The sequence below is a fragment of the Microbacterium sp. LMI13-1-1.1 genome (assembly GCF_040815625.1).
Classification (GTDB): domain Bacteria; phylum Actinomycetota; class Actinomycetes; order Actinomycetales; family Microbacteriaceae; genus Microbacterium; species Microbacterium forte.
In genome coordinates this window covers 371879-396495 of the sequence record NZ_JBFPNL010000005.1, presented here as the reverse complement: position 1 = coordinate 396495, position 24617 = coordinate 371879, and the positions used below count along the sequence as shown (strand labels likewise).

The following is a 24617-nucleotide window of genomic DNA, read 5'->3' as shown; positions in this document are numbered from 1 at the left end:
CTCAGTCGAGCAGGTCGTGGCGCACGATGACCTGGTCGCGCTCGGGGCCCACGCCGATGACCGAGATGCGCGTGTTGCTCATGCCCTCGAGTGCGATCACGTAGTCCTGCGCGTTCTTCGGCAGGTCGTCGAAGGTGCGCGCGGTCGAGATGTCCTCGCTCCAGCCGGGGAAGTACTCGAGCACGGGCGTCGCGTGGTGGAAGTCGGTCTGGTTGACCGGCACCTCGTCGAAGCGCCGACCGTCGACGTCGTAGGCGACGCACACCGGGATCTGCTCGAGTCCGGTCAGGATGTCGAGCTTGGTGAGCACGAGATCGGTGATGCCGTTGACCCGGGTCGCGTAGCGCGTGATCGGGGCGTCGTACCAGCCGACGCGGCGCGGCCGGCCGGTGGTGGTGCCGAACTCGAAGCCGCGCGAGCGCAGCCATTCGCCCTGCTCGTCGAAAAGCTCGGTCGGGAACGGGCCCGAGCCGACGCGGGTCGTGTAGGCCTTGACGATGCCGACGATGCGGTCGAGAGCGCCGGGTCCGATGCCCGAGCCGGTCGATGCTCCACCGGCGGTGGCCGACGACGACGTGACGAACGGATAGGTGCCGTGGTCGACGTCGAGCATCGTGGCCTGGCCGCCCTCGAACACGACGACCTCGCCGCGGCGCAGAGCCTCGTCGAGCAGGTATCCGGTGTCGGCGACCATGGGCCGCAGGCGCTCGGCATACGACAGCAGGTCTTCGACGATCTCGTCCGCAGTGATCGCTCGACGGTTGAAGATCTTCACCAGCAGGTGATTCTTCTGGTCGAGGGCGCCCTCGACCTTCTGACGCAGGATGTTCTCGTCGAAGAGGTCCTGCACGCGGATTCCGACGCGGTTGATCTTGTCGGCGTAGGCCGGACCGATACCGCGGCCGGTCGTGCCGATCATGCGCTTGCCGAGGAACCGCTCGGTGACCTTGTCGAGCGTGCGGTGGTACTGGGTGATCAGGTGCGCGTTGGCGCTCACCTTGAGGCGCGAGACGTCGATGCCGCGGCCGCCGAGCGCCTCGAGCTCGCTGAAGAGCACCTCGAGGTCGATCACGACGCCGTTTCCGATCACCGGGGTCACCCCTGGCGACAGGATGCCCGAGGGCAGCAGGTGCAGCGCGTACTTCTCGTTGCCGACCACGACGGTGTGGCCCGCGTTGTTGCCGCCGTTGAACTTGACGACCCAGTCGGTGCGCTCGCCGAGCAGGTCGGTGGCCTTGCCCTTGCCTTCATCGCCCCACTGGACGCCGACGATAACGATTCCTGGCATGGGTATCCCCCTTGCTTTCGCCGGGTTTGCACCGGCTGATGAGCTGGCCCTCTTCGGGCGGCTCCATCCTATCGAAGGTCGTTCGCCGACCCCCCGGGCTGCGGAACGGCGACCGTCGCTGCCGGCGGATCCCGTCCTCGGCCGTGCATCTGCAGGAGCGATCCACGGATGCAGGACGAGAGCCCGGACGTCGTCCTGCACTCGTGCTCTCATCCGGCAGACGCACGGTCGAAGCGGCACCGGAGGACTCGACGGAGGACTGGCGGAAAAGCAACGGATGCTGTCGCTCGCGCGCATCGCCGATGTCGGTGGCCGGTGCCAGGATCGAAGGATGCCGAAGACCGGTCGCGCGATCCGCGACGACAGCCTGACCACAGCGAAGCCTCGAACCCAGGGCCCGCTCGTGCTCGTCGCCGCTCTGGTGACGGTGGTGCTGTGGGCGTCGGCGTTCATCGGCATCCGCGGCGCAGGGCCGCACTTCGATCCCGGCGCGCTGGCGCTGCTGCGCATGGCCGTAGGCACCGCGGTGCTCGCGATCATCGCGGTGCGCCACGGCATCCGTCTGCCCGAACGCCGGCACTGGTGGCTCGTCGCAGTGTGGGGTGTCGGCTGGTTCTGCGTCTACAACCTGGCCCTGAACGCCGCCGAGCGCACGCTCGACGCGGGCACCGCGGCGATGGTGGTCAACCTCGCGCCGCTCATGGTCGTGGTCTTCAGCGGGCTCTTCCTGCGGGAAGGTTTTCCCAAGCCCCTCATCATCGGAGCGCCGATCGCGTTCCTCGGGGTCGTGCTGATCGGCATGAACTCGTCGACGAGCGAGGGGCCCGACATCACCGGCCTGTTGCTCGCGCTGCTCGCCGCCGTGATGTACGCGGGATGCACCCTGCTGCAGAAGCGCCTGCTCAGCGCGGGCACCGACGCGACCACGTTGACGTTCCTCGGCGCCGCCGCCGGCACCGTCGCGCTGCTCCCCTGGGTGGGCAGCCTGATCGGCGCGCTGCAGACGGCTCCGCTCGGCTCGACGCTGTGGGTCGTGTATCTCGGCATCTTCCCGACAGCGATCGCCTTCACGACCTGGGCGTACGTGCTGCAGCGCAGCACCGCGGGCCAGACCTCCGCGACCACCTACGTCGTGCCGGCGATCGCGATCCTCCTGTCGTGGGCGATCCTCGGCGAGGTGCCGACCCTGCTCATGTTCGTCGGCGGCGCGCTGTGCCTGCTCGGAGTGCTCGTGACCCGGATGCGGTGGGGCCGTCGCTCCTGACGATCGCGACTCTCCCGTCGAGCCACCTCCCGTCGAGCCCCAGGCAGTCCCCTCATCGGCGGCCTCGCATTTCGGTATTTCGGTCTAGCGATCAGACGCATCGCGACCGATAAAGTGTGCGCGGAGGCGAACATGACGACCTGGTGGCCCTTTGCACGACTCGCAGCAGCCGTACTCGGACTCGCGGCGATCGTCGCGCAGCTCTCCCGCAGCATCGAGAACGCGCTCAACGCCACCACCGAGTGGGGCCAGCACATCCCGACCGTCGCCGCGAACTTCCTGAGCTTCTTCACGATCCTGTCGAACGTGCTCGCCGTGATCATTCTGACGATCGGCGCGATCTGGGCACTGCGCCACCGACACGGCACCGAGCCCGAGCCGACGTGGTTCGCGGTCCTGCTGGCCTGCGTGAGCACCTACATGATCGTCACCGGCATCGTCTACAACACTCTGTTGAGAGGCGTCGAGCTGCCCCAGGGGGTGACCGTGCCGTGGTCGAACGAGGTGCTGCACGTCGTGATCCCTCTGTTCCTGCTCGCGGATCTGCTGTTCGCCCCGCGTCGACGCGCGCTGCCCTGGAGCGCCGTCGCGATCGTCACGATCTTCCCGATCGTCTGGGTCGTCTACACGATGATCCGCGCGAACCTCATCATCGCTCCCGCGACCGGCGATCCGTGGTGGTACCCGTATCCGTTTCTCAACCCACACGTCGTGCCCGGCGGCTACCTCGGCGTCGCGGGCTACATCGTCGGCATCGCGATCGCCATCATCGGCGTCGCGTGCGTGGTGGTCTGGGTCGGCCGCCGGCGCGGCAGCGCGACGGACTCGGCTAGCGGATCGCGCCCTCGGGGCTGAACACCGAGAGCACCGGAGCACTCACATGCTGCGGGGTCGTGGCGACGGCCGCCCGCGGATCGAGAAGTCGGATCGGAACCCGGTCTCCGCGAAGCTCCTCCCGGGTCGACGGCTCCAGTCGATAGAGGCGGAGCGCGAGCCACAGCAGCGTCCCGTCCACCCCGAGCGCCGCGGGGTCGACGTCGATCACGCCGCGCCTGCGTGAGAACGGATGACGCCACCGCTCCCGATAGCTGACGGCCCCGGGACGCACGGCGACCTTGAGCACGATCGAGTTGTTCATCCCGACGCCGACGTCGATGCTCAGGATGTCGTCCCAGTGCACTTCGGCATCGAGGTGGAAGGTCGCGGATCCGAGACCGCGCGGATGCAGGAACAGTCGCCGAGACTGCCGCAGCGAGATCAGGTGACTGACGATCGGACCGAGCAGCAGAACCGCGAACACCGCCCACACGACACTCCACGCACCACTGACGGTCACCGCGGCGACCGCGAAGGTCGACGCAGCGGCGAGCGCCGCGACGAGGATCATCGCGGGCACGAGCTTCGATCCGGGAAGGAGGATCCCCCCGGGGACGCTCGCGCTCGCCCGGCTGATGTCCTCCGCACTGACGCGTCGGCGAGTCAGGGTCGTGAGCCACAGCGTCACCGCGATCACCCACCAGAGCGCGGGGACGGCGATGAGCACACCCAGGATCGGGCGCATGGATGCGGTGTCGTGCAGATACACCCAGACGCACAGCACAGTGGCGACGGCCGCGAGGATCAGGTTCAGCACGACCACGGCCACCCACAGCGGTCGTCCGATCGCGTACTCGAGCGCACTGCGCGGCATCGTTCTGGGTTGCTTCATCGTTCCCGCATCATCCGAAGATCGAAAGTTCAGCTAACCACGGGGTCATCGCACCTGCCGATATACGCGTCGGCTCGCACCAGGGTCGACGACGTCGAGCCACCGGATGGTGCATCCGTGATCTCGACCTGCATCCGTGCCCGGGCCGAAGCGGCGAGATCGGATGCGGTTACGCTGGTCGACGGGGGGTCGTCTACGCGTCCCCCGTGGGAACGAGGAGACATACCGATGAACGAGCCCTACGCGCCCGGCCCCTCTGCAGGTTCGACGCCGCCGCCGCCCCCGGCGCCCTCCACCCAGGCCGCCCCGCCTGCCCCTCCCGCTCCTGCGACCCGCGCCGAGGCATCCGCAGCGTCCGCTCCTGCGGCGTCGACGTCTGCGAGCAAGAAGTCCGAGGCTCCTTCCGAGGCTGAGCTTCGGCGCGCAAGTGCCGTGCTCAAGACCGTGTCAGACGCGTACTCGGCCAAGATGGTCGGCCAGGAGCGCCTGCGCATGAGCCTGCTGATCTCGCTGATCGCCGGTGGGCACATCCTGCTCGAGAGCGTGCCCGGCCTCGCGAAGACGACCGCGGCGAGCACGCTCGCCGACACGGTCAGAGCGCAGTTCAAGCGCATCCAGTGCACCCCCGACCTGCTGCCCAGCGACATCACCGGCAACCAGATCTACGACGCCGCGACGGGCTCGTTCCGCACCGTGCTCGGCCCGGTGCACGCGAACTTCGTGCTGCTCGACGAGATCAACCGGTCGAGCGCCAAGACCCAGAGCGCCATGCTCGAGGCGATGCAGGAGCACCAGACCACGATCGGCGGCGAGGTGCATCACCTGCCCAAGCCGTTCCTCGTGATCGCGACGCAGAACCCGATCGAGCAGGAGGGCACCTACGAGCTGCCCGAGGCGCAGATGGACCGCTTCCTGCTGAAGGAGATCGTGGAGTACCCGAGCCCGGCCGAGGAGTTCGAGATCCTCGGGCGCATCGACTCGGGGGTGCTCGACCCCGACCGCCATGTCTCGAGCGCGATCAGCCTCGACGACGTGCACATGCTGCAGGACGTGGCGAGTCGCATCTACGTCGACCCGGCCATCCGCAACTACATCGTCTCGATCGCGTACGTGACCCGAAACCCCGCGCCGTACATCGGCGAAGAGCGCGCCCGCTTCATCAAGTACGGCGCGAGCCCTCGTGCGAGCATCGCGTTCCTGCAGGCCTCCCGAGCGCTGGCGCTGCTGAACGGACGCGGCCACGTGATCCCGGAAGACATCCGCTCGCTGCGCCATCTCGTGCTGCGCCACCGCGTGCTGCTGACCTTCGAGGCCGACGCAGACGGCATCCGCAGCGAGGAGATCATCGACCAGATCTTCGCCGCAGTGCCCACCCCCTGACCTCGCCATGGCCAGCCTGATCGCCCAGGTGAAGAGCAAGCTCTTCATCCACTCGTCGCGCAAGTCGCTGCACGCACTCGACGGCGCCTACGCGTCGCTGCTGCACGGCCGCAGCCTCGACTTCGAGGACCTGCGCAAGTACGAGTACGGCGATCAGGTGCGCGACATCGACTGGCGCGCCACGGCACGATTGGGCACCCCGCTGGTCAAGCGACACCGCGCGATGCGGATGCACACGATCCTGTTCGTGGTCGACACCGGACGTTCGATGGCCGCACTCGCGCACGACGAGAGGTCGAAGAAGGACCTCGCGATCCTCGCCACCGGCGTGCTCGGCGTGCTCGCTCTTCGGCACGGAGACGACTTCTCGCTCGTCTACGGCGATTCCGACCGCATCCGCCGTCGCGCTCCGGGTCGCAGCGAGGGCGCGCTCGAGCATGCCCTGCGCACGATCGATCAGTCGATCGACTCGAGCACGGCGTCGAGCGACCGAGACGCGCTCCTGTCTTACGTGACCCGCACGGTCTCACGGCGCATGATCGTCGTCGTCATCACCGACGAGGCGCCGGTCACGACGGAGACGGAGCGGATGCTGCGCCGACTGCGCGTGCAGCACGACGTGCTGTGGCTGACCGTGAGCGACGCCGACCCGGTGCTCGACCACGCGACGGGCACCATCCGCAGCGATGTCGACAGCATGTGGGAGGTTCCCGACTTCGTGCAGGGCGACCCCGACATCATCCGCGAGCTCGCGGCGCAGACCGAGGCCGACGCCGCGCGTCTGGCTGAGCTGCTCAAGCGCATGGAGATCAGTCACAGCGTTCTGGCAGGTCAGGACGACGCCGTCTCGCAGCTGCTGCAGCTGCTGAATCGGAGGTCGAATGCCCGGCTCTGATGAGCTCTACCCGCCGTTCCAATACGGCTGGGGATGGCTCCTGCTCGCCTTCGGAATCCTCCTGCTGCTGATCGCGGCGGCGTGGCTGATCGTCGCCCTGACGCGTCCGCGGCGTGACCTCACGCTGACGCGCGACGCCCAGGGACCGACCCTGCTCACGACCGACGTGCTCTCGCAGCTGAGGGTCGAGTACTTCGACCGCATCCAGCGCATCGAAGACGACTACCGCGCACGCACGCTCTCGGCCCGCAACGCGAACCTCGAGCTCAGCCGGGTGGTGCGCACGTTCGTGAACGAATACAGCGGCCTCGAGGCGCCTGTGCTCGCCCTCGACGATCTCGTCGCTCGCGGAGTGCACCCCGCCCTGGTCGATGCCATGGGCCGTCATTACTATCCGAGCATCTTCCGACCGGGCCCTGCGATCGATCCGATCGCCGGCGCCGAGGCGGCCAGAACGGTGGTGCGCACATGGCACTAGCGAACGGGTGGCTCATCCTCGTCGCCGTCGGCGTCGTCGTGATCGCGATCGCGCTCGGCATCGTGATCGGTCTGCGCAGCACTGCGAAGACCGAGGCGCACGAGCGCGCTCGTGTCGCCCGAGCCGAGCGGCTGCGCGCGCTTCCGACCTTCCGGCAGGCGCTGAACCGACGAGTGCTGGCGCTGTCGAGCATCCTGCTGATCGGCGTGGTCGCGACCCTGGCCGCCGGAGTCGTCTCGGCGCGCCCGATGGCGTCGCAGACCATCCAGCCCGTCAACACGAGCCGCGACATCATGCTGTGCCTCGACGTCTCAGGGTCGATGAGCGAGGTCGACGTCGAGGTGCTCACGGTCTTCGAGGAGCTGCTCGAGGATTTCGAGGGCGAGCGCATCGGCCTCACGATCTTCAACAGCTCGCCCGTGCAGATCTTCCCCCTGACCGATGACTACGAGTTCATCCGCGACCACCTGCAGAGCATCCGAGAGAGCTTCGAGTTCACCGAGTCGATCCCCGAGCACTGGGTCGGCACGCTCAACGGCAACGGCGCGTCGCTGATCGGCGACGGCCTTGCCGCGTGCGCGATGGCGTTCGACCACCCCGATGACGAGCGGTCGCGATCGATCATCTTCGCGACCGACAACGAGGTCAACGGCGCCTCGATCGTGACTCTCGACGAGGCGGCGGCGTACGCCGATTCGAACGGGGTGCGGGTGTTCGCGCTCAACCCGGTTCAGGGCAAAGACGCCGACGTCAGCGCGGAGCTCGCGAAGGCCGCCGAAGCCACAGGTGGCGCCGCCTACGGTCTGCGCGACACGACCACCGTGAGCGACATCGTCGCGCAGGTGCAGGAGCAGGAGGCGGCCGCGCTGCAGGGTCAGGCGCAGGTCGTCTGGACCGACGCCCCGAACCTCTGGATCGTCGTGCTGATGATCTCGATGCTCTCGTTCATCGTCGTGCTCTGGAGGGTGAGACTGTGATCTTCCAGCCCGTGCTCAACGTCTTCCTCCTGGCGCTTCTCTGCGCGCCGGTGGCCGCTCTCGCCGTGATCGCGCTGACCAAGGCCAAAGGACGCGACAGGGCGCTGTGGGCCATGCGGCTGGTCATGCTGCTCGCGTGCTTCGTCATGTTCCTGCGCCCGGGGATCCCCGGGGGTGCGACAGAGACCCTCGCCACCGACACCGACATCGTGCTCGTCGTCGACACGACCGCGAGCATCGTCGCCGAGGACTGGAACGGCGACGAGCCGCGCCTGGACGGCGTCCGCGCCGACGTGCAGGCCATCGTCGACGAGTACCCGGGCGCCCGCTTCGCCCTGATCACCTTCGACGCCTCGGCGGATCTGCGCATGCCGCTCACCACCGATACGACCGCGCTCGTCTCATCGCTCGAGGTGCTCCGCCCCGAGGTGACGAGCCAGTCGCGCGGCAGCTCGATCGGCATCGCCAACCAGCTGCTCACCGACACGCTGTCGAACGCGGCCGAGGCCTCACCCGACCGCTCGCGCATGGTGTTCTACTTCGGCGACGGCGAGCAGACGGTGACGTCGCCGCCCGAGCCGTTCGACGGCAGCGAGAAGCTCACGGACGCCGGCGCCGTGCTCGGCTACGGCACCGCCGAAGGCGGGCCGATGAGGCTCACCACCGGCGGCGTCGACGGCTCGTCGAGCGAGTACATCGAATATCAGGGGGCGAACGCGCTGTCGGTGATCGACGAGGCGAACCTCGAGGCGATCGCCGCGGATCTCGGCGTCGAGTACCAGCACCGCACGGCGGACGCCGAGCTGACACTGCCCGACGCCCCGTCGACCACCACCAGCTACGCCGAGTCGGGTTCGGTCGGCACCGTGACCGAGCTGTACTGGATCGCCGCCCTCGTCGTCGTGGCGCTGCTCGGGGTGGAGCTCGCGAGGGCGAGCATCTCGTCGCCCGGCTGCGTCTGCTGCGAGCGCCGTCGGCGTCGCCGCGCCGGAAGACACCGACCGACGGAGGTGCCGCATGACCGATCTGTCGACCCAGGCGGGCGCGACGCCACCCGTCAGCCCCGACGACCTGAGGGCGTCGGCCGCCGCTGCGCTGCTCGCCTCGAATCGCCGGCGGCGCAGCATCCGACGGTGGATCGCGATCGGCACCCTGCCCCTCGCGCTGGCGGCGCTGCTGTTCGTCGGCAAGATCCTCAGCATGTACGCGTTCGCGCACCAGTCGATCACCGCCTATGTGGCCGACGACTACTCGGGTTCCGAGGCATCGGCCCGAGGCCAGGAGTTCCTCAACTGGTTCGAGCCCTACAAGGCGCCGTTCAACGTGGGCACCGCTCTCGCCGGCGCCGAGAAGCTGCCGGAGGCGCGGGGGAAACTCGAGGAGTCGCTCGACCTCGCGACCGGTCTCGAGGTGTGCACGGTGCGCATCAACCTGGGACTGGTGCTCGAGCGCATGGGAGACGCGGCTCGGGCCGACGGCGACGGTGCAGCAGCCGCAGAGTTCTACGGCGAAGCACTCACCCTGACGACCGAGACGCCCGAGGAATGCAACAGCGAAGAGGCCCAGGAGCAGTCGTCCGACCCTGACCGCGACATGCAGCAGAGCAAGGAAGACCTCGAAGACCGTCTGAAGCAGAAGCAGCAGAACGAGCAGCAGCCACCCCCGGAGGAGCAGCAGGAGCAGGAGCCGCAGCCCTCGGAGGAGAAGCTCGAAGAGCTCGAGAAGAAGCTCGAGCAGGGCACGCAGGAGCGCGATCAGCAGCAGGGCGACGACGGCGGCGGCTCGGGGACGGACAAGCCATGGTGATGGATCACGAGAAGCAGCGGGCGCGCTACGTCGCCGGCTCCGAGGGTGCGCCACCCGTGCCGCCGCCCGGCGGCTATCGCAATGCACGCCGTCAGGCCGGCCCCGTCGTGCAGCATCCGGGTGCCCCGGCCATGTCGGGCACGGCGACCGCAGCCGAGGGCGCGTCGGGGGAGAAGAAGCCGGCGAACGCATTCGGCTGGGTCGCGCTCGTCGTCGGCATCCTGTTCGCTCTGATCCTGCTGATCACGCTGGCCGTCGGCGCCACCGACGCGCTCTACGGCGTGACGATGCTGGCCCTGCAGCTGGTGGTCGTCGCCGTCATCATCGGCGCGCTGTTCACCGCCCGTGGACGCACCCTGGGAGCCGTCGCCCTCGCGATCACCCTGATCTTCAACGTCGCCACGGTGGGCGGCATCGGCGCACTGCAGACCTCGGCCTCCGGCAGCTACGACGGCATGAAGACCGACGAGCAGAAGCACGAAGAGGCCTACCCGGGCATCAAGGGCACGGACCCGCAGGATGCGCTGCGGCAGCAGTCGCTCGAAGAGGTGCAGGCCGAGGCGGACAGCCTGTTCGCCGACATCCGCGAGCGCGTCACCGCCGAATACGGGTACGACTGGGTGCAGGTCGGCGACGAGGATCTGCGCCCCGAGCGCAACGGCTACGGCGGAGAGTCGATGCTCATCGAATACACCTCCGTCGGCTGGGCGACGACCGAGCCGATCCAGGACTACAGCCTCAAGCTCGAGGTCATGGCCACGATCGACGAGGTGGTCGCCGAGCACGGTCTGCCGTCGCTGTACTCGTTCAACGGCGAGTACTCGGGAATCGACCCGTCGATGATCGCGAAGCTCTACGGCAGCGAAGACCCCCGTGAACAGCACACGTGGGAGTACTACACCGAGAACTACCCCGATCCGATGCGCTTCTACGCGAACATCTTCGACCTCTCGAACGACCCGTCCGGCGACTTCCTGAAGACCCGGGAGGCGCAGAACGCCCGCACCGGAGAACCGCTCGAGGGGCTGCAGATGGTCGTCATCGCGAGCGCAGTGCTCAGCGAGGCCGACCGCGCCGAGTTCGAGGAGAAGCTGCAGGAGTACCCCGGGTTCTGAGTCCCGGTGAGCAGGTCGCGCGTCCGACCCGCCCTTCAGCCGGAGAGCGAGAACAGCATGCGCGCCAGCACGTAGCGGGCGTGCCCGCGCGACGACCTCGGGTCGTAGCCGAGGACGCCGATCAGCGCGGTGAGGCGGTCCTGCACGCTGGAGTGGTGGCGCCCCAGGCGCACGGCTGCGGCACGCACGCTCAGCTCGTCGACCACGGCGTCGAGCAGTTCCCGACTGCGGGCGTCGAGGCGCGCGAGCGCAGCAGCATCCGGATGCATGTCGCCAGACTCCGCGGCGGTGGCGATCAGGAGCAGGGCACCCAGGTCGTCTGCGGCCACCACGGGTTCGGAGGCGGTGCTCAGACGCGCGGCGATCAGTGCCTCCGCCCACGACTCGGGGAGGTGCTCTCCGGGCCCCGCGGTTCCGACGCCCAGACGCAGGCCTGTCGCGTCCGTCCACACCCGATCCACGGGCGCTCCCTCGACGACGATCGTCGCCCTCGTCAAGCCGTGTCTGGTCGCGACCACGACGGAGGGATGCTGCGGCAGCGGCGCGGGGTCGGGCGGCGAGGCCACGACCGCCACCGGAAGGACCGGAATCCTGAGCCTCGCCAGTGCCGAGACGCGCTCCCCCTCGCTCGCGAACTCGCTGATCGCCAGTTCCACGGCGCTCCCCGCGTCGCCTGCGCGGCGGGCACGGAGGATGCCGAGCGCCAGCGTGAGGCGCTCGAGGATCATCGCGTCATTCGTGTGCGGGTCCCCCTCGCGCTCGATCCAGGCGACGGCCTCCGGGCCGCTCTCACGCAGCATCCACCTGTCACCGGGGTCGATCGGATCGATGCGCACCCCGTCGGCGCGCACCCGGATGATCTGTCGGGCGTCGCGCTGCCCCACGGTGGCACCGCTCAGCACGGCGGCCCCGCGCAGCATGCTCTCGATGCCGACTGCACGGGCGATGAGCGTGTCGAAGTAGGAGACGACCTTGAGGGTCTCGCTCGCATCCGGGTCGAGGGCGGTGAGCCGCCCCAGCAGATCTTGCATGTCGGGCTCCATCGCGCGGGGCTTCCACCCTACGGGTTCATCGACCGAGCCCGTAGGGTGCCGAAGGTCACCCGAGCAGCCGGTTCACCCAGTCGTCGCGGGCGGCCAGCATCGCCTGCGCGACGGCCGTGTGCGGAGCGAACATGTCGAAGCCGTGGAACCCGCCGGCCCATACGTGCAGCTCGGCCTGCACGCCGGCCGCCCACAGCCTGGTCGCGTAGTCGACGTCCTCGTCGCGGAACACCTCGGCGCTTCCGCAGTCGATGAAGGCGGGCGGAAGACCGGTCAGGTCCGTGGCGCGCGCCGGAGCCGCATAGATCGAGACGTCGTCGGTGCCCTTGCGTCCGCCGAGAAGGGCGGTCCACCCGGTGATGTTCGACCCGCGGTCCCACACGCCGATCCCGTCGATCTGCCTGGTCGAGACACTTTCATCGCGGTCGTCGAGCATGGGGTAGATCAGCAGCTGACCGATGAGCCCGGGGCCGCGGCGGTCCCGCGCGAGCAGGGTCGTTCCCGCGGCCAGGCCGCCACCGGCACTGCCCCCACCGATCAGGATGCGGTTCGGATCGATGCCCAGCTCTGCAGCGTTCTCGGCCGTCCACACCAGACCCGCGTAGCAGTCCTCGACCGGGTACGGATCGGGGAACTCCGGAGCAAGCCGGTACTCGACTGTCACGATCACGCCGTTGAAGCGCTCCGCCCAGTCGAGGAAGCCCACGACGCCGAGCCAGCGGTTGCCGATGATCATGCCGCCGCCGTGCGTGTGGAAGAAGCCAGGACCCGTGCCGGTGCGCCCCGCCTTCTCGACCACCGAGACGACGATCTCGTCGCCCTCGTGACCCGCGATGGTCACGTCGCGGCGCGTGAAGCCCCGCTCGTCGAGCACGGCGAAGATCTCGTCCTCGCCGCTCACGGGAGACTGGCGCAGCAGGGGAATCATCTCGGCAGTCAGGGTCGACGGCAGCGTGTCTGCGACCAGCGCGAGTGCGGCCTCCAGTTCGGGGTCGAACGGAGGGCGAAGGGTTGTTTCGGTCATCAGAACTCCTTTGTTCTCGGCCGCGGTCATGTCGGCGTCCCGCCAGCCTCCCGGAGGTCGCACCCGAGCGTAACCCGCCAGACAGGGCCGTTCTGCGGCCGGGAGGCCGCCGGATGGCGGGCGGCCGCACCGGCAGCGGCAGCCTTGACCCGCTCTCAGCTCGCGAGCGACAGCCCGGCGGCGAGCGCGAAGCCGAGCACGGTCGCGAGCCCCGTCACCTGCTTGGCCTTCTGCTGAGCGTCGGGAACCATCGAGTCGACGAGCATCACGAGCAGTGCACCGGCCGCGAAGCCGCTCGCGCCCGCACGGAACTCATCGCCGGTCGCGCTCGCGAGCCCGAAGCCCGCGACGGTCGCGAGGGCGCAGATCACCGAGATGCCGGCCCAGAGCAGCAGCACGCGCGACTTGGCCATACCGCCCTTCAGCAAGTCGGCGGCCGAGCCGATCGACTCTGGCAGGTTCGAGACCACGATCGCCACGACGAGCGCGATGCTCACCGGCTCGCCCGATGCCAGGCCGATGCCGAGCACGAGCTGCTCGGGGATGCCGTCGAGCAGCGCGCCCAGCGCGAGTGGGACACCCGCGCCGCTGTCCTTCGACTTCGCCGCTCGCGCATCGAGGATCCGGTCGGCGATGAAGTACGCGAGGGCTCCCGCGACGACGCCGACGATCAGGGGGATGGGGCCCGCGAGATCGAGCCCCTCCTCCCACAGCTCGAACGCGATGGACGCCATGAGGGCGCCCGCGCCGAAGCCGAGCACGATGCCCAGCCACCGCGGTGGCCAGGTGCGCAGCAGGGCGAGGATCGCGCCGACGATGAGGGGCGACGCGGCGACCGCGCCCCACAGGATCGCTCCGCCCATGCCGTCCTCCTTCACGGACACTCTGCCACCACCGTCGCGGAATGTGCAGAGGAGGGGGCTCACACGCGCGCGCGTCGGATCGCTCCTCCGCTCACTCGACCGTCACGCGATGGATGCCGAGGTCGGTGCGACCGGGGAGCAGATCCGCTCGGAGGGCTCGGGTGCCGTGATAGTCGCCGTCGCGCAGCCGGCGGTAGGGATGGCTCGGTGATTCGTCGCCGAGCCCCGAGAGCCGTTCGACCAGGCGCGCGCTCTCGTGATCGATGCCCGCCGCGTCGATTCCGTCCGCATCGTGGACGACATGCAGGTCGAGCGGCTCGATGCCCGTGTACCAGAGGGTTCCGTGGGTGAGCGGGAACATCAGCGAGTCCAGATCGCCGCTGATCCCCCGTTCCCCGATGGACCGGTCGTCCTCCCCTGCCGTGACGATCACCAGGGCCCGGCGCCCCGCGAGAAGCCCCTCGCCGTACCGCAGCGGAAGACCGGTCTGCTCGTCGACCGGTCCGTACGCGAACCCGTTGGTGAGCACGCGGTCGAACCACCCCTTCAGGATCGCCGGCGGGCCGTACCACCACAGCGGGAACTGGAGCACGACGAGATCTGCGGCCCTGAGCTTGCGCTGCTCCTCGGTCACATCCGCCGGCAGCTGCCCCGCGGCGAACGCCTCGCCCATGAGATCGACGATGTTGCCCTCCCTGCCGTGGGGCTCGCCGAGGTCCTGGGCGGCGAGGACGGGGTCGAACCGCTGAGCATACAGATCGGTGATCTCGACGTCGTGGTCGCGCGAGAGGGCTTCGACTCCGTCGCGGAACAGTCGGGCGTTGAAGGAGTTCTCCTGCGGGTGGGCATAGATCCAGTGGACGGTCGGGCGTGATGCGGACACGGATGGCCTTTCTTCAGTGGGAGACGGGGTGGCGAGCCGTGCGCCGCCACAGCGGCAGGAGTGCGGCGGCGACGACCGCCCCGGCTGCGATGAGGAGGGCGACGACGAATCCGAGAGATCCGGCCATCACGGCGATCGTGCCGAGCACCGCGATGCCGAGACCGCCGCCGAGGGCGAAGCCGACCTCCTGGATCGCCCCCACCTGACCGGCGTCGTCTTCGGTCGTCACGTCGAAGAGCGTGGTCGCGGCGAGCGTCGCCGCGACCCCGAATCCCCCTCCGATCAGCACGAGCGGGATCGCGACGAGATCGACCCCGGTCGACAGCCAGATGAGCCCCGCGCCCTGCACGACGAGAGCGAGCACCGTGAGCGTGGGTGAGCTCAGCCACCGCAGGAACAGAGGGGCCAGCACCCCGCCGAGCGCGATCGCCACAGCCTGCGGGAGAATCGCGATTCCGGCCTCGGCCGCGCTGAAGCCCCTGGCATCCTGCAGGTGCAGGCTCACCAGGAGAACGGATGCCGTCGACACACCGCCGCTCGCCACGATGCGCACGATGGCGGGGCTGAAACCGGGTACTCGGAAGAGCCGCATGTCGATGAGCGGTTCGGCGAGGGTGCGCTGCCGGCGGATGAAGAACACGAGCGTGCCGACCGCGACCACTCCGGCGATGCCCGCGGCGAGGGGAGCGGCGAGCACCTCGTGCAGGGCGAAGACGAGGGCGCCGAGCGCGACGATCGACGACAGGATGCTGAGGATGTCCCACGACGGCCGTCGCGAGCTGCGGGAGTCGGGCACGAGCCAGATCGCGAGCACACCGGCGACGACCGCGAGCGGCACACTCCCCAGCAGCAGCCATCGCCACCCCGGACCCTCCGTGACGAGGCCCCCGAGCACGGGGCCGAGTGCGCTGCCCGCGCCGAACGTCGCGGTCCACATGCCATAGGCCAGCACTCGCTGTCGCGCGTGATAGTGCGCGCCGATCGTGGCGACGACGCCGGCCACGACGAAGGCCTCGGCGACGCCGAGGAGCGCGCGGACGACGATCAGCAGCATCCCGTCCTGGGCGAACCCGCCCACCAGGTTGAGCACGGCGAAGCCCGCGAGGCCTGCGAGCACGATGCGCTTGCGCCCGAACGCATCGCCGATCCGGGCGGCGATGATCAGGGTCGCCGCCAACGAGAGCGCGTAGACGTCGACGAGCCACAGGGCACCGCTGTCGCTGAGGGTGAGGTCGCCGCGGATCGCGGGCAGCGCGGTCGACATGCTGCTGATCGCGAGCGCCCCGATCAGGATGCCGAGAAGCAGCGGGATCATGGCGAGCCACGGATGCATGGCCGTGCGCGGACGAGCGGATGCCGCAGGGATCGAGAAGGTCACCGCCTCAGTCTCGTGGGCGAGTACACTTCAGGCAAGTACGGTCATTCAGGGTACATAGTGACCGTTTGGATACCATGGCGCGAACGGAAGGCGGATCCCATGAGGGAGAAGACGGAGCGCATCGTCCGCGAGTGGGGCGACGCGTGCGACGCGGAGGTCTCGATCGCGGTGCTCGGCGGGGCCTGGAAGCCCAGCATCCTGAGCCTGCTCGGCGAGCATGAGGTGCTGCGATTCGGCGAGCTCAGCAGGTTGCTCGACGAGCCGACCGCTCGCGTGCTCACCCGTCAGCTGCGTGAGCTCGAAGACGACGGGCTGCTCATCCGCACGGTGTACCGCCAGGTGCCACCCAAGGTCGAATACCGGCTGAGCGACCTCGGTCGGGGGTCGATGCCCCTCGTCGACGCGCTCACCGACTGGGGCGGTCGGTATGCGGCTCACCAGCGAGGCGAGCTCGAACGGCTCGCCGCCGAACCCGAGACGCTCGACGCCGCCGTCGCGCGCTGACTCTCCTTCCCGTCCGAAACAGCCGACACGCCGCCGATAGACTGGGAAGCATGTCCAAGGTCCTCCAGTCACTTCCCGTCGGCGAGCGCGTCGGCATCGCCTTCTCCGGAGGACTCGACACCTCCGTCGCCGTCGCCTGGATGCGCGACAAGGGTGCCGTCCCCTACACGTACACCGGCGACCTCGGGCAGTACGACGAAGACGACATCGAGTCGATCCCCGGTCGCGCTCTCGAATACGGCGCCGAGGCCTCGCGTCTGGTCGACTGCAAGACCGCCCTGGTCGAAGAGGGTCTCGTCGCACTGTCATGCGGCGCCTTCCACATCCGCTCGGGCGGACGCACCTACTTCAACACGACGCCCCTCGGCCGCGCCGTCACGGGCACGCTGCTCGTGCGCGCCATGAAGGAAGACGGCGTCGACATCTGGGGAGACGGCTCGACCTACAAGGGCAACGACATCGAGCGGTTCTACCGCTACGGCCTGCTGGCCAACCCGCGCCTGCGCGTGTACAAGCCCTGGCTCGACGCCGACTTCGTCACCGAGCTCGGCGGCCGCAAGGAGATGAGCGAATGGCTCGTCGCCCATGACTTCCCCTACCGCGACTCGGTCGAGAAGGCGTACTCGACCGACGCCAACATCTGGGGTGCCACGCACGAGGCCAAGACCCTCGAGCACCTGGACGTCTCGCTCGAGACGGTAGACCCGATCATGGGTGTGAAGTTCTGGGACCCTTCCGTCGCGATCGAGACCGAAGACGTCTCCGTCACGTTCGAGGCCGGACGCCCGGTCGCCATCAACGGCGTCGAGTACACCGACCCGGTGGCCCTCGTCATGGAGGCCAACACCATCGGCGGACGCCACGGCCTCGGCATGAGCGACCAGATCGAGAACCGCATCATCGAGGCGAAGTCGCGCGGCATCTACGAGGCTCCGGCCATGGCGCTGCTCTTCATCGCCTACGAGCGCCTCGTCAACGGCATCCTGAACGAAGACACCCTCGCGACCTACCACGAGCAGGGTCGCCGTCTCGGTCGCCTCATGTACGAGGGACGCTGGCTCGAGCCGCAGTCGCTCATGCTCCGCGAGTCGATCCAGCGCTGGGTCGGCCTCACGATCTCGGGCACCGTCACGATCCGCCTGCGCCGCGGAGACGACTGGACGATCCTCGACACCACGTCGCCCAACCTGTCGTATGGCCCCGAGAAGCTCTCGATGGAGCGCGTCGGCGACGCCGCGTTCGGCCCGGTCGACCGCATCGGACAGCTCACGATGCGCAACCTCGACATCGCCGACTCGCGCTCGCGCCTCGAGCAGTATGCGGGCCTCGGCCTCATCGGCGGCGCGACCGGCGAGCTCGTCGGACGCGTCACGGCCGGCGAATCGGGCGAGATCACGGGTTCCGTCGAGGAGGTCGACGAGAACCTCGCCGATGCGGTCGACAACGCATCCGAGGGTGCGGCGTTCGACTCCGGACTCGACTGATCTGACGGTTTCAGAGAGGGGGCGGATGCTGCGGCATCCGCCCCCTCTCTGCGTGTGCTCGGCGGTTCGGCGTTCACAACTCAGCATGAACGTCGGGCTTCGACGCTGGATCGTGCGGGTAGAGGCTCTGAGCGGCGATCCGTGCTGAGTTGTGAACGGCCACTGTTCAGACCCTGTGAGTCCTCCGAGTTATCTTGCACACTGCTGTGCACAATACGTAGAATGGGCGCATGACCACCCGTGCTCCCCGCCGTGACTCCGTCGAGAATCGCGCCGGAATCCTCGATGCGGCCCGAGCGACCCTCGCGACCGACCCGCGCGCATCGATCGATGTCATCGCCCGCAGCGCCGGCCTGTCGCGCCGCACCCTCTACGGCCACTTCGACGACCGAGAGGCCCTGATCCGCGAGCTGATCTCGGTCGGAGCGCAGCGCTTCAACGCGATCGCCGAGTCCGTCACCGACACCGACTCGCGCATCGCGCTGGCCCGCCTCGCCGCACGACTCTGGCAGGAGGCCGCGCACGTGCAGGTCGCCGCGGCGCTCGCGCTCGACGAAGCCCACGTGCAGCACACCGCCGACGCGCTCGCCCCTCTGCGCCGCACCGTCGCCGCCCTCGCACGGCGCGGGCAGGAAGACGGCAGCTTCCGCACCGACCTCCCCGCCCCGACCCTCGCCCGTCTCATCGAAGAGGTCGCGCGCACGGTCGTCTCGCGCACGGATGCCCACAGCGCCGGCGCGGCCGGGCTCGCCGTGCGCACGCTGCTCAGCATCGCCGGGCTCTCGTGGCGCGAGGCCGACGAACTGCTGGCAGCACACCCGGACATCGTCGAATCGCAGGAGGTCAGCGCATGAGAGTCACTCTGCACGAGGTGAGCAAAGGGCGCGGCGGGCAGTCGCTGCCGACGACGAGCCTCGAGTTCCACAGCGGTGCCGTGCGCTTCGCCCTCGCCGAGACCGAGCAGCGACCGACCGTTCTCGGCCTGATCGCCAGCGGACGGATGCGGCCCGACACCGGACGCGTGACGATCGACGGCGACTCGAACAACAAGGCGCTGCGCCGCACGATCGCTTTGGTCGACGCCCCCGACGTCAGCGACCCGCATCCCGACATCACCCTCGCCGGCGTGGTGGGCGAAGAGCTCATGTTCGCCGGGGTCGGCGCGACCCCGCTGCACGCTCGTCGGTGGCTGAATCAGCTCGGATTCGGGGAGCTCTCCGGTGTGCCGATCGGCAACGTCGACCCGGCCGCGCGGGTGCGCATCCTGTGCGAACTCGCGATCCTCCGCGAGGGCACCGAAGGCATCGTGCTCGTCTCGCCCGACCGTCACGGCGGCAGCCCGGACGGCTGGTGGCGCATCGCGTCGGAGTTCGCCGACCGCGGCTACGCCATGCTCGTCGTCATCGGCGGATCCGCTGCAGTCGCCCTCGAACGGATGCACGAACTCGAGGCGATCAACGCCTCCGGTCCGATCCAGCCCCTCGTGCTCGACCGCCCGGGCGACGCGGCATCCGCGTCCGAGTCCGCATCCGCGTCCGCATCCGCATCCGCATCCGCATCCGCATCCGACGAGCACTCGACCACCGACGCGGGGCCGGAGAGCCCAGACGGCCTGCCCGCGGTGCCGCCTTTCGATGACGAATACGCCGAGGATGCCTCCGACGCCCAGGATTACCCCGCGGGTGCCGACCCCGGCTCGGTGAGCGAGAACGCCGAAGCGGAACACCGCGAAACGCCCGGCACAGACACAGACACAGACACAGACCCAGACGCAGACACAGAAGAGAACGGAGGCGAGCGATGAAGGTTCCCGCCATGATCGCCGCCGAGCTGCGGCGGCTCACCGCGAGCAAGATGGGCATCATCGCCCTGATCGCGCTCGTGTGCGTGCCGATCCTCTACGGCGGCCTGTACCTCTGGGCCAACCAGGACCCGTATGCGAAGTTCCCCGAGGTGCCTGTGGCACTTGTCGTCGACGATGCCGGGGCCCCTGCCCCCACCACGGGAACGGAGGCCGAGACCGGCGAGACCGTCAACTACGGCGAGGACGTCGCGGAGAACCTCATCGACGGCAACGCCTTCGACTGGCAGCGCATGTCCGCCGACGAGGCCGCAGACGCGTTGCGCGAGGGCACGGTCGACTTCACCGTGACGATCCCTGACGATTTCTCTTCGGCGTTGACCTCGGCCGCGGGCGACGACCCGCACCAGGCGCGCATCGAACTCGAGACCAACGACGCGAACAACTACCTCGCGTCGAGCATGGGCACTCAGGCGGTCGAGAAGATCCGCAGCTCGGTGGCCGAGATGGTCGGCAGCGAGGCGGCAGAGCGCCTGCTCACCGGACTCAGCGACGTGCGAGACAACCTCGTCACCGCCGCCGACGGGGCGAGCCAGCTCACCGACGGTGCCAACACCGCGGCGACCGGCAGCGCCACACTCGCCGACGGCACGTCTCAGCTCGCCGACGGCACGTCTCAGCTCGCGGGTGGCGCGTCTGAGCTCGCCGGTGGCGCGTCTCAGCTCGCCGGCGGAGCGGCGACTCTCGCCTCGGGTGCTCAGCAGGTCAGCGACGGCAACCGGCAACTGGCCGACGTCGCAGACCGCGCCGGGTCTGCCGTGCAGCAGGCGACGGATGCCCTGCCGCAGGCACGCCAGGACATCGCGACGGTGCTCACAGATCAGGGCCTGACGCAGGAGGAGATCGATCGGGTGCTGTCCACCCTCGATCCGCTCGGCACCCGCCTCGAAGAGGGCAACGCCACCGTGCAGAACGCGGTCGACAAGGTCGACCAGCTCGCCGCCGGAGCCGAGTCGGTGGCATCCGGTGCCTCGCAGCTCGCCAGCGGCACGCAGACGCTCGCCAGTGGTGCCCAGACCCTCGCCGGCGGCGCGCAGACCGTCGCCACGGGCGCGGCGGCGGCGAGGGACGGCGCGGCCCAGCTGCGCGACGGACTCGGCACCCTCGCGTCGGGCACGGCCGAGCTGCGCGACGGGCTGTCCGACGGGGTGGAGCAGATCCCCGCATCGACTCCCGACCTGCGCGCGCTGCAGGCCGACACGATCGCGGATCCCGTCAAGGTCTCGAGCGACAAGGTGGCGTCGGCCGAGGACTACGGCGCGGGCCTCGCCCCGTTCTTCGCCGCGCTGTCGGCCTGGATCGGCATCTACGCGCTGTTCCTCATCGTCAAGCCGATCTCCCGCCGCGCCGTGACCGCGCTGCACTCCCCCATCCGGGTGACTCTGGCCGGATGGCTGACACCGGCGATGCTGGGCGCGGTGCAGATGGTCGGGCTCATGGGCATCCTCGCGATCACCCTGGGCTTCACGTTCAACAACCCCATCGGCACTCTGGGCGTGATGATCTTCGCGTCAGCGACGTTCGCGGCGATCATCCTCACGCTGAACGTCTGGCTGGGCTCGGTCGGCCAGTTCCTGGGTCTCGTGCTCATGGTGCTGCAGCTCGTCACCGCCGGCGGCACCTTCCCCTGGCAGACGCTGCCCGCTCCACTGGCCGCGCTGCACCACGTGCTGCCGCTCGGCTACGTCGTCGATGCCATGCGACAGCTCATGTACGGGGGCAATCTCGGCAGAGCCGGATGGGATCTGGTGGTGCTGGGGATCTGGCTGGTCGGCGCCCTGCTGCTCGCCGCCATCGGGGTGACGCGCATGACGCACCGGCGCACGCTGCGCGATCTGCAGCCGAGCCTCATCGGCTGACGCCGCGTGGCGGGGCGAGAAGTTCCCCCGCCACGCGTCGTCGTTGTGGGTAGTATTCCCAGAGTGCGTCGGTGAGACGCCCTCTGGGACTCTCTGGGACTGAGTCCCGCAATGCCACCCGAAAGAGTTCTCGATGATGACAACCGATTCGCCTGAGATCGCCGTGCCCTCACGCCCGTCACTGGGTGCGCGCATCGGCCGCATCGCCTTCCTCGTCGTGGCGGCGATCATCGTCGTCGCGGTCGCCGTCGCCTTCTTCGTGACCTGGACCATCCAGCGGTCCTTCCCGCAGACCGAGGGCACCCTGCCGCTCGAGGGTCTGCAGTCCGAGGTGACGGTGCAGCGCGACGACCGCGGCATCCCGACCATCACGGCCGACTCATCCCACGATCTGTTCTACGCAGAGGGGTTCGTGCACGCGCAGGACCGCTTCTTCGAGATGGATTTCCGACGTCACGTGACGGCCGGTCGCGTGGCTGAGATGTTCGGCGAGTCGCAGGCCGGAACGGATGCCTTCCTGCGCACCCTCGGCTGGCGCAAGGTCGCCGAGGCCGAGGTCGAGGCGATGGACGACGTGACGCGCGGGTACTACGAGGCCTACGCCGACGGGGTCAACGCCTATCTCTCGTCACGCTCGGGTGCCGAGCTGTCGCTCGAATATGCCGTGCTCGGAATGCAGAACCCCGAGTACGAGCCCGAGCCCTGGGAGCCCGCCGATTCGGTCGCCTGGCTGAAGGCCATGGCCTGGGATCTCCGCGGCAACATCGAGGATGAGGCCGAGCGTGCGCTGCTGACCGCGCAGCTCTCAGACGGCTCAGACGGCTCCGACGCGACCGACATCACCGCGACGCTCGATGAGCTGTACCCCGCGTATCCGTTCGACGAGCACCCGGTGATCGTGCCCGAGATCTCCACGGTGCCCACTCTCGAGACCGGCGCCGAGCCCGCCGCGTTCACGACCGACGCGAACGACGATGAGATGCAGCAGGCCGCGACGACGATCGAGTGGCAGGAGGCCTCCGACGTGATCGAGGCCGCGAGCCTGCTCGTGGGCGATGTCGGCGAGGGCATCGGCTCGAACTCCTGGGTGGTGTCGGGAGACCTGACCGAGACCGGCATGCCGCTGCTCGCCAACGACCCGCACCTGGGCGCATCGCTGCCATCGGTCTGGTACCAGGTGCAGCTGCGCTGCACCGAGGTCACAGAAGAATGCCCGTTCGACGTGGGGGGCTTCTCGTTCTCCGGACTCCCCGGCATCGTGATCGGCCACAACCAGCAGATCGCGTGGGGCTTCACCAATCTGACGACCGATGTCACCGACCTCTACATCGAGCGGATCGAGGGCGACCAGTACTGGCGCGACGGAGCGCTGGTGCCGATCGAGGAGACCACCGAGACGATCAAGGTCGCGGGCGGCGACGACATCGACCTGACGATCCGATCGACCGCGCACGGCCCCATCATCTCGGGGCTCACCGATGACTTCACGGCGATCGCCGACGACCCGGAGCCTGGGCTCACGGCCGGAGGGGCGACGGGCACCGCGCCCACCGGCGAGGCCTCCGAGTATGCGGTCAGTCTGCGCTGGACGGCTCTCGACCCCGGCACGGCCGCCACGGCGATCTTCGCGCTGTCGACCGCCCAGGACTTCGAGGAGTTCCGCTCGGCGGCCGCCCTGTTCGATGTGCCGGCGCAGAACCTCATCTACGCCGACGTCGAGGGCAACATCGGCTATCAGACTCCCGGACGCCTGCCCGTGCGAGGAGCCGGCGACGGATGGATGCCGCAGCCCGGGTGGGACAGCAGCTACGACTGGACGGGGTTCATTCCCTTCGACGAGCTGCCGGTGTCGTACAACCCGGCATCCGGCTACATCGTGACCGCGAACAACGCCATCGTCACCGACGACTACCCCTACTTCCTCTCGCGGGACTGGGACTACGGGTACCGCGCGGATCGCATCGCGCACCTGATCGAACGACGCGTGGCAGCCGCACCGCTCACGGCGCAGGACATGCGCGAGATCCAGATGGACAGCGAGATGTGGATCGGCAAACGTCTGGCATCCGCGATGGACGATGTCGAGGTGAAGGGCGCAGGCACCGAGGATGCCGTGGCCCTGCTGCGCTCGTGGGATGCGCAGAACGACGCGGGGTCGGCAGCGGCCGCTTACGCGAACGTGCTCTGGTCGAACCTCGTGCAGAACCTGTTCGCCGAACGCGACCAGCCGCTGCCGATCGACGGCCAGGGCCGCCTCTTCACGGTCGTCGCGGATCTGCTCGACGACCCCTCCGACCCGCTCTGGACGAATCCGAGCATCGACGTGACGAGCATGGAAGAAATGCTCGCGCTGTCTGCCGAAGAGGCATACGAGGAGCTCTCCACCCTGCAGGGCGACGCCGTCATCGGGTGGCGATGGGGAGACCTGCACGCGATCACCCTCACGAGCGACACCCTCGGCTCGTCGGGCATCGCCCCGATCGAGATGCTCTTCAACCGCGGCCCGTATGCGGTCGGCGGCGGCGCATCGGTGGTCAACGCGACCGGGTGGGATCTCGGCACCTCCTACGCCACGACCACTGTGCCGTCGATGCGGATGGTGGTCGACCTCTCCGACCTCGACGCCTCGACCTGGATCCACCTCACCGGGGCATCCGGTCATGCGTTCGATGAGCACTACGTCGATCAGACCGCAGACTGGGCGGCCGGCGCGCAGAAGCCGTGGGCGTTCTCCGAGAAGGCGGTCGATGCGGCGACGCAGAACACCCTGGTGCTGACCCCCGCCGGGTAGCTCTCCTCGGCCCGCC

At 68.9% G+C, this 24617-nt stretch carries 22 protein-coding genes and 1 pseudogene; 15 read left to right on the top strand and 8 right to left on the bottom strand.

The window, feature by feature from the left end; genetic code table 11:
- Window position 1: 1 nt before the first annotated feature.
- Window positions 2-1288, bottom strand: a complete 1287-nt coding sequence (locus tag MRBLMI13_RS08810) for an adenylosuccinate synthase (protein ID WP_042540385.1) — start codon at window positions 1286-1288, stop codon at window positions 2-4.
- Between the two features lie 331 nt (window positions 1289-1619).
- Here MRBLMI13_RS08810 and MRBLMI13_RS08805 point away from each other — a divergent pair, with 331 nt between their 5' ends.
- Window positions 1620-2552 (top strand): DMT family transporter, encoded by a 933-nt coding sequence (locus tag MRBLMI13_RS08805; RefSeq protein ID WP_052492938.1) that lies wholly within the window; start codon window positions 1620-1622, stop codon window positions 2550-2552.
- 132 nt (window positions 2553-2684) lie between these two features.
- Window positions 2685-3407, top strand: a complete 723-nt coding sequence (locus tag MRBLMI13_RS08800) for a Pr6Pr family membrane protein (protein ID WP_367821861.1) — start codon at window positions 2685-2687, stop codon at window positions 3405-3407.
- Here MRBLMI13_RS08800 and MRBLMI13_RS08795 read toward each other — a convergent pair.
- A complete protein-coding gene (locus MRBLMI13_RS08795) occupies window positions 3382-4260 on the bottom strand; it encodes a hypothetical protein (RefSeq protein WP_367821859.1) in 879 nt (292 codons plus the stop codon). The genes MRBLMI13_RS08800 and MRBLMI13_RS08795 overlap by 26 nt on opposite strands.
- A 228-nt stretch (window positions 4261-4488) precedes the next feature.
- Here MRBLMI13_RS08795 and MRBLMI13_RS08790 point away from each other — a divergent pair, with 228 nt between their 5' ends.
- The 5 genes and pseudogenes from MRBLMI13_RS08790 to MRBLMI13_RS08770 form a co-directional block, all read left to right on the top strand.
- Entirely contained in the window at window positions 4489-5640 is a 1152-nt protein-coding gene (locus MRBLMI13_RS08790; RefSeq protein ID WP_367821857.1) for an AAA family ATPase, read from the top strand.
- 7 nt (window positions 5641-5647) lie between these two features.
- Window positions 5648-6535 (top strand): DUF58 domain-containing protein, encoded by an 888-nt coding sequence (locus MRBLMI13_RS08785; RefSeq protein WP_042540377.1) that lies wholly within the window; start codon window positions 5648-5650, stop codon window positions 6533-6535.
- On the top strand, window positions 6522-7013 hold the full coding sequence (locus MRBLMI13_RS08780; RefSeq protein WP_056375135.1) for a hypothetical protein: 492 nt from the start codon (window positions 6522-6524) through the stop codon (window positions 7011-7013). The genes MRBLMI13_RS08785 and MRBLMI13_RS08780 overlap by 14 nt, the downstream gene beginning before the upstream one ends.
- Window positions 7004-7990, top strand: a complete 987-nt coding sequence (locus MRBLMI13_RS08775) for a vWA domain-containing protein (RefSeq protein ID WP_309692701.1) — start codon at window positions 7004-7006, stop codon at window positions 7988-7990. Before MRBLMI13_RS08780 ends, MRBLMI13_RS08775 begins: the two co-directional genes overlap by 10 nt.
- A 113-nt stretch (window positions 7991-8103) precedes the next feature.
- Window positions 8104-8484, top strand: a pseudogene (locus MRBLMI13_RS08770) (VWA domain-containing protein); the annotation flags it as partial.
- Window positions 8485-8499: 15 nt separating this feature from the next.
- On the opposite strand, the gene MRBLMI13_RS08765 reads toward MRBLMI13_RS08770, so the two are convergent.
- Window positions 8500-9009: a hypothetical protein gene (locus tag MRBLMI13_RS08765; RefSeq protein WP_367821854.1), complete on the bottom strand. Its 510-nt coding sequence runs from the start codon at window positions 9007-9009 to the stop codon at window positions 8500-8502.
- On the opposite strand from MRBLMI13_RS08765, the gene MRBLMI13_RS08760 reads away from it, so the two are divergent.
- Together MRBLMI13_RS08760 and MRBLMI13_RS08755 are read left to right on the top strand one after the other, a co-directional pair.
- The gene (locus MRBLMI13_RS08760; protein WP_367821852.1) at window positions 9008-9796 is read left to right on the top strand and encodes a hypothetical protein; all 789 of its coding nucleotides are present in this window, start codon (window positions 9008-9010) and stop codon (window positions 9794-9796) included. The two genes, MRBLMI13_RS08765 and MRBLMI13_RS08760, sit on opposite strands and share 2 nt — an antisense overlap.
- A complete protein-coding gene (locus MRBLMI13_RS08755; protein WP_367821850.1) occupies window positions 9790-10911 on the top strand; it encodes a hypothetical protein in 1122 nt (373 codons plus the stop codon). The genes MRBLMI13_RS08760 and MRBLMI13_RS08755 overlap by 7 nt, the downstream gene beginning before the upstream one ends.
- Window positions 10912-10946: 35 nt before the next feature.
- Here MRBLMI13_RS08755 and MRBLMI13_RS08750 read toward each other — a convergent pair whose 3' ends face one another.
- The 5 genes from MRBLMI13_RS08750 to MRBLMI13_RS08730 all read right to left on the bottom strand — a co-directional run bounded on the left by MRBLMI13_RS08750 (window position 10947) and on the right by MRBLMI13_RS08730 (window position 16102).
- Window positions 10947-11942 carry a hypothetical protein gene (locus tag MRBLMI13_RS08750; protein WP_367821848.1) on the bottom strand — a complete coding sequence of 332 codons (996 nt, stop codon included), beginning with the start codon at window positions 11940-11942 and terminating at the stop codon, window positions 10947-10949.
- A gap of 67 nt (window positions 11943-12009) precedes the next feature.
- On the bottom strand, window positions 12010-12978 hold the full coding sequence (locus tag MRBLMI13_RS08745) for an alpha/beta hydrolase (RefSeq protein ID WP_367821846.1): 969 nt from the start codon (window positions 12976-12978) through the stop codon (window positions 12010-12012).
- A gap of 155 nt (window positions 12979-13133) precedes the next feature.
- Window positions 13134-13841, bottom strand: coding sequence for a ZIP family metal transporter (locus tag MRBLMI13_RS08740; protein WP_367821844.1), 708 nt, complete (start codon window positions 13839-13841; stop codon window positions 13134-13136).
- A gap of 91 nt (window positions 13842-13932) precedes the next feature.
- Window positions 13933-14724, bottom strand: a complete 792-nt coding sequence (locus MRBLMI13_RS08735) for an NAD(P)H-dependent oxidoreductase (RefSeq protein ID WP_367821842.1) — start codon at window positions 14722-14724, stop codon at window positions 13933-13935.
- Between the two features lie 13 nt (window positions 14725-14737).
- Window positions 14738-16102, bottom strand: a complete 1365-nt coding sequence (locus MRBLMI13_RS08730; protein ID WP_367821840.1) for an MFS transporter — start codon at window positions 16100-16102, stop codon at window positions 14738-14740.
- A gap of 99 nt (window positions 16103-16201) precedes the next feature.
- On the opposite strand from MRBLMI13_RS08730, the gene MRBLMI13_RS08725 reads away from it, so the two are divergent.
- From MRBLMI13_RS08725 to MRBLMI13_RS08700, 6 genes are all read left to right on the top strand, one after another.
- Window positions 16202-16606 (top strand): winged helix-turn-helix transcriptional regulator, encoded by a 405-nt coding sequence (locus tag MRBLMI13_RS08725; RefSeq protein WP_042540359.1) that lies wholly within the window; start codon window positions 16202-16204, stop codon window positions 16604-16606.
- A gap of 50 nt (window positions 16607-16656) precedes the next feature.
- Window positions 16657-18090 carry an argininosuccinate synthase gene (gene argG, locus MRBLMI13_RS08720; protein WP_042540357.1) on the top strand — a complete coding sequence of 478 codons (1434 nt, stop codon included), beginning with the start codon at window positions 16657-16659 and terminating at the stop codon, window positions 18088-18090.
- Between the two features lie 230 nt (window positions 18091-18320).
- Window positions 18321-18944 (top strand): TetR/AcrR family transcriptional regulator, encoded by a 624-nt coding sequence (locus MRBLMI13_RS08715; RefSeq protein ID WP_042540355.1) that lies wholly within the window; start codon window positions 18321-18323, stop codon window positions 18942-18944.
- Complete coding sequence (locus tag MRBLMI13_RS08710) at window positions 18941-19894, top strand: hypothetical protein (RefSeq protein ID WP_367821837.1); 954 nt, start codon at window positions 18941-18943, stop codon at window positions 19892-19894. The genes MRBLMI13_RS08715 and MRBLMI13_RS08710 overlap by 4 nt, the downstream gene beginning before the upstream one ends.
- The gene (locus MRBLMI13_RS08705; protein WP_367821835.1) at window positions 19891-21810 is read left to right on the top strand and encodes a YhgE/Pip family protein; all 1920 of its coding nucleotides are present in this window, start codon (window positions 19891-19893) and stop codon (window positions 21808-21810) included. Before MRBLMI13_RS08710 ends, MRBLMI13_RS08705 begins: the two co-directional genes overlap by 4 nt.
- Before the next feature lie 136 nt (window positions 21811-21946).
- The gene (locus MRBLMI13_RS08700; protein WP_414685965.1) at window positions 21947-24601 is read left to right on the top strand and encodes a penicillin acylase family protein; all 2655 of its coding nucleotides are present in this window, start codon (window positions 21947-21949) and stop codon (window positions 24599-24601) included.
- The last annotated feature ends 16 nt before the right edge of the window (window positions 24602-24617 follow it).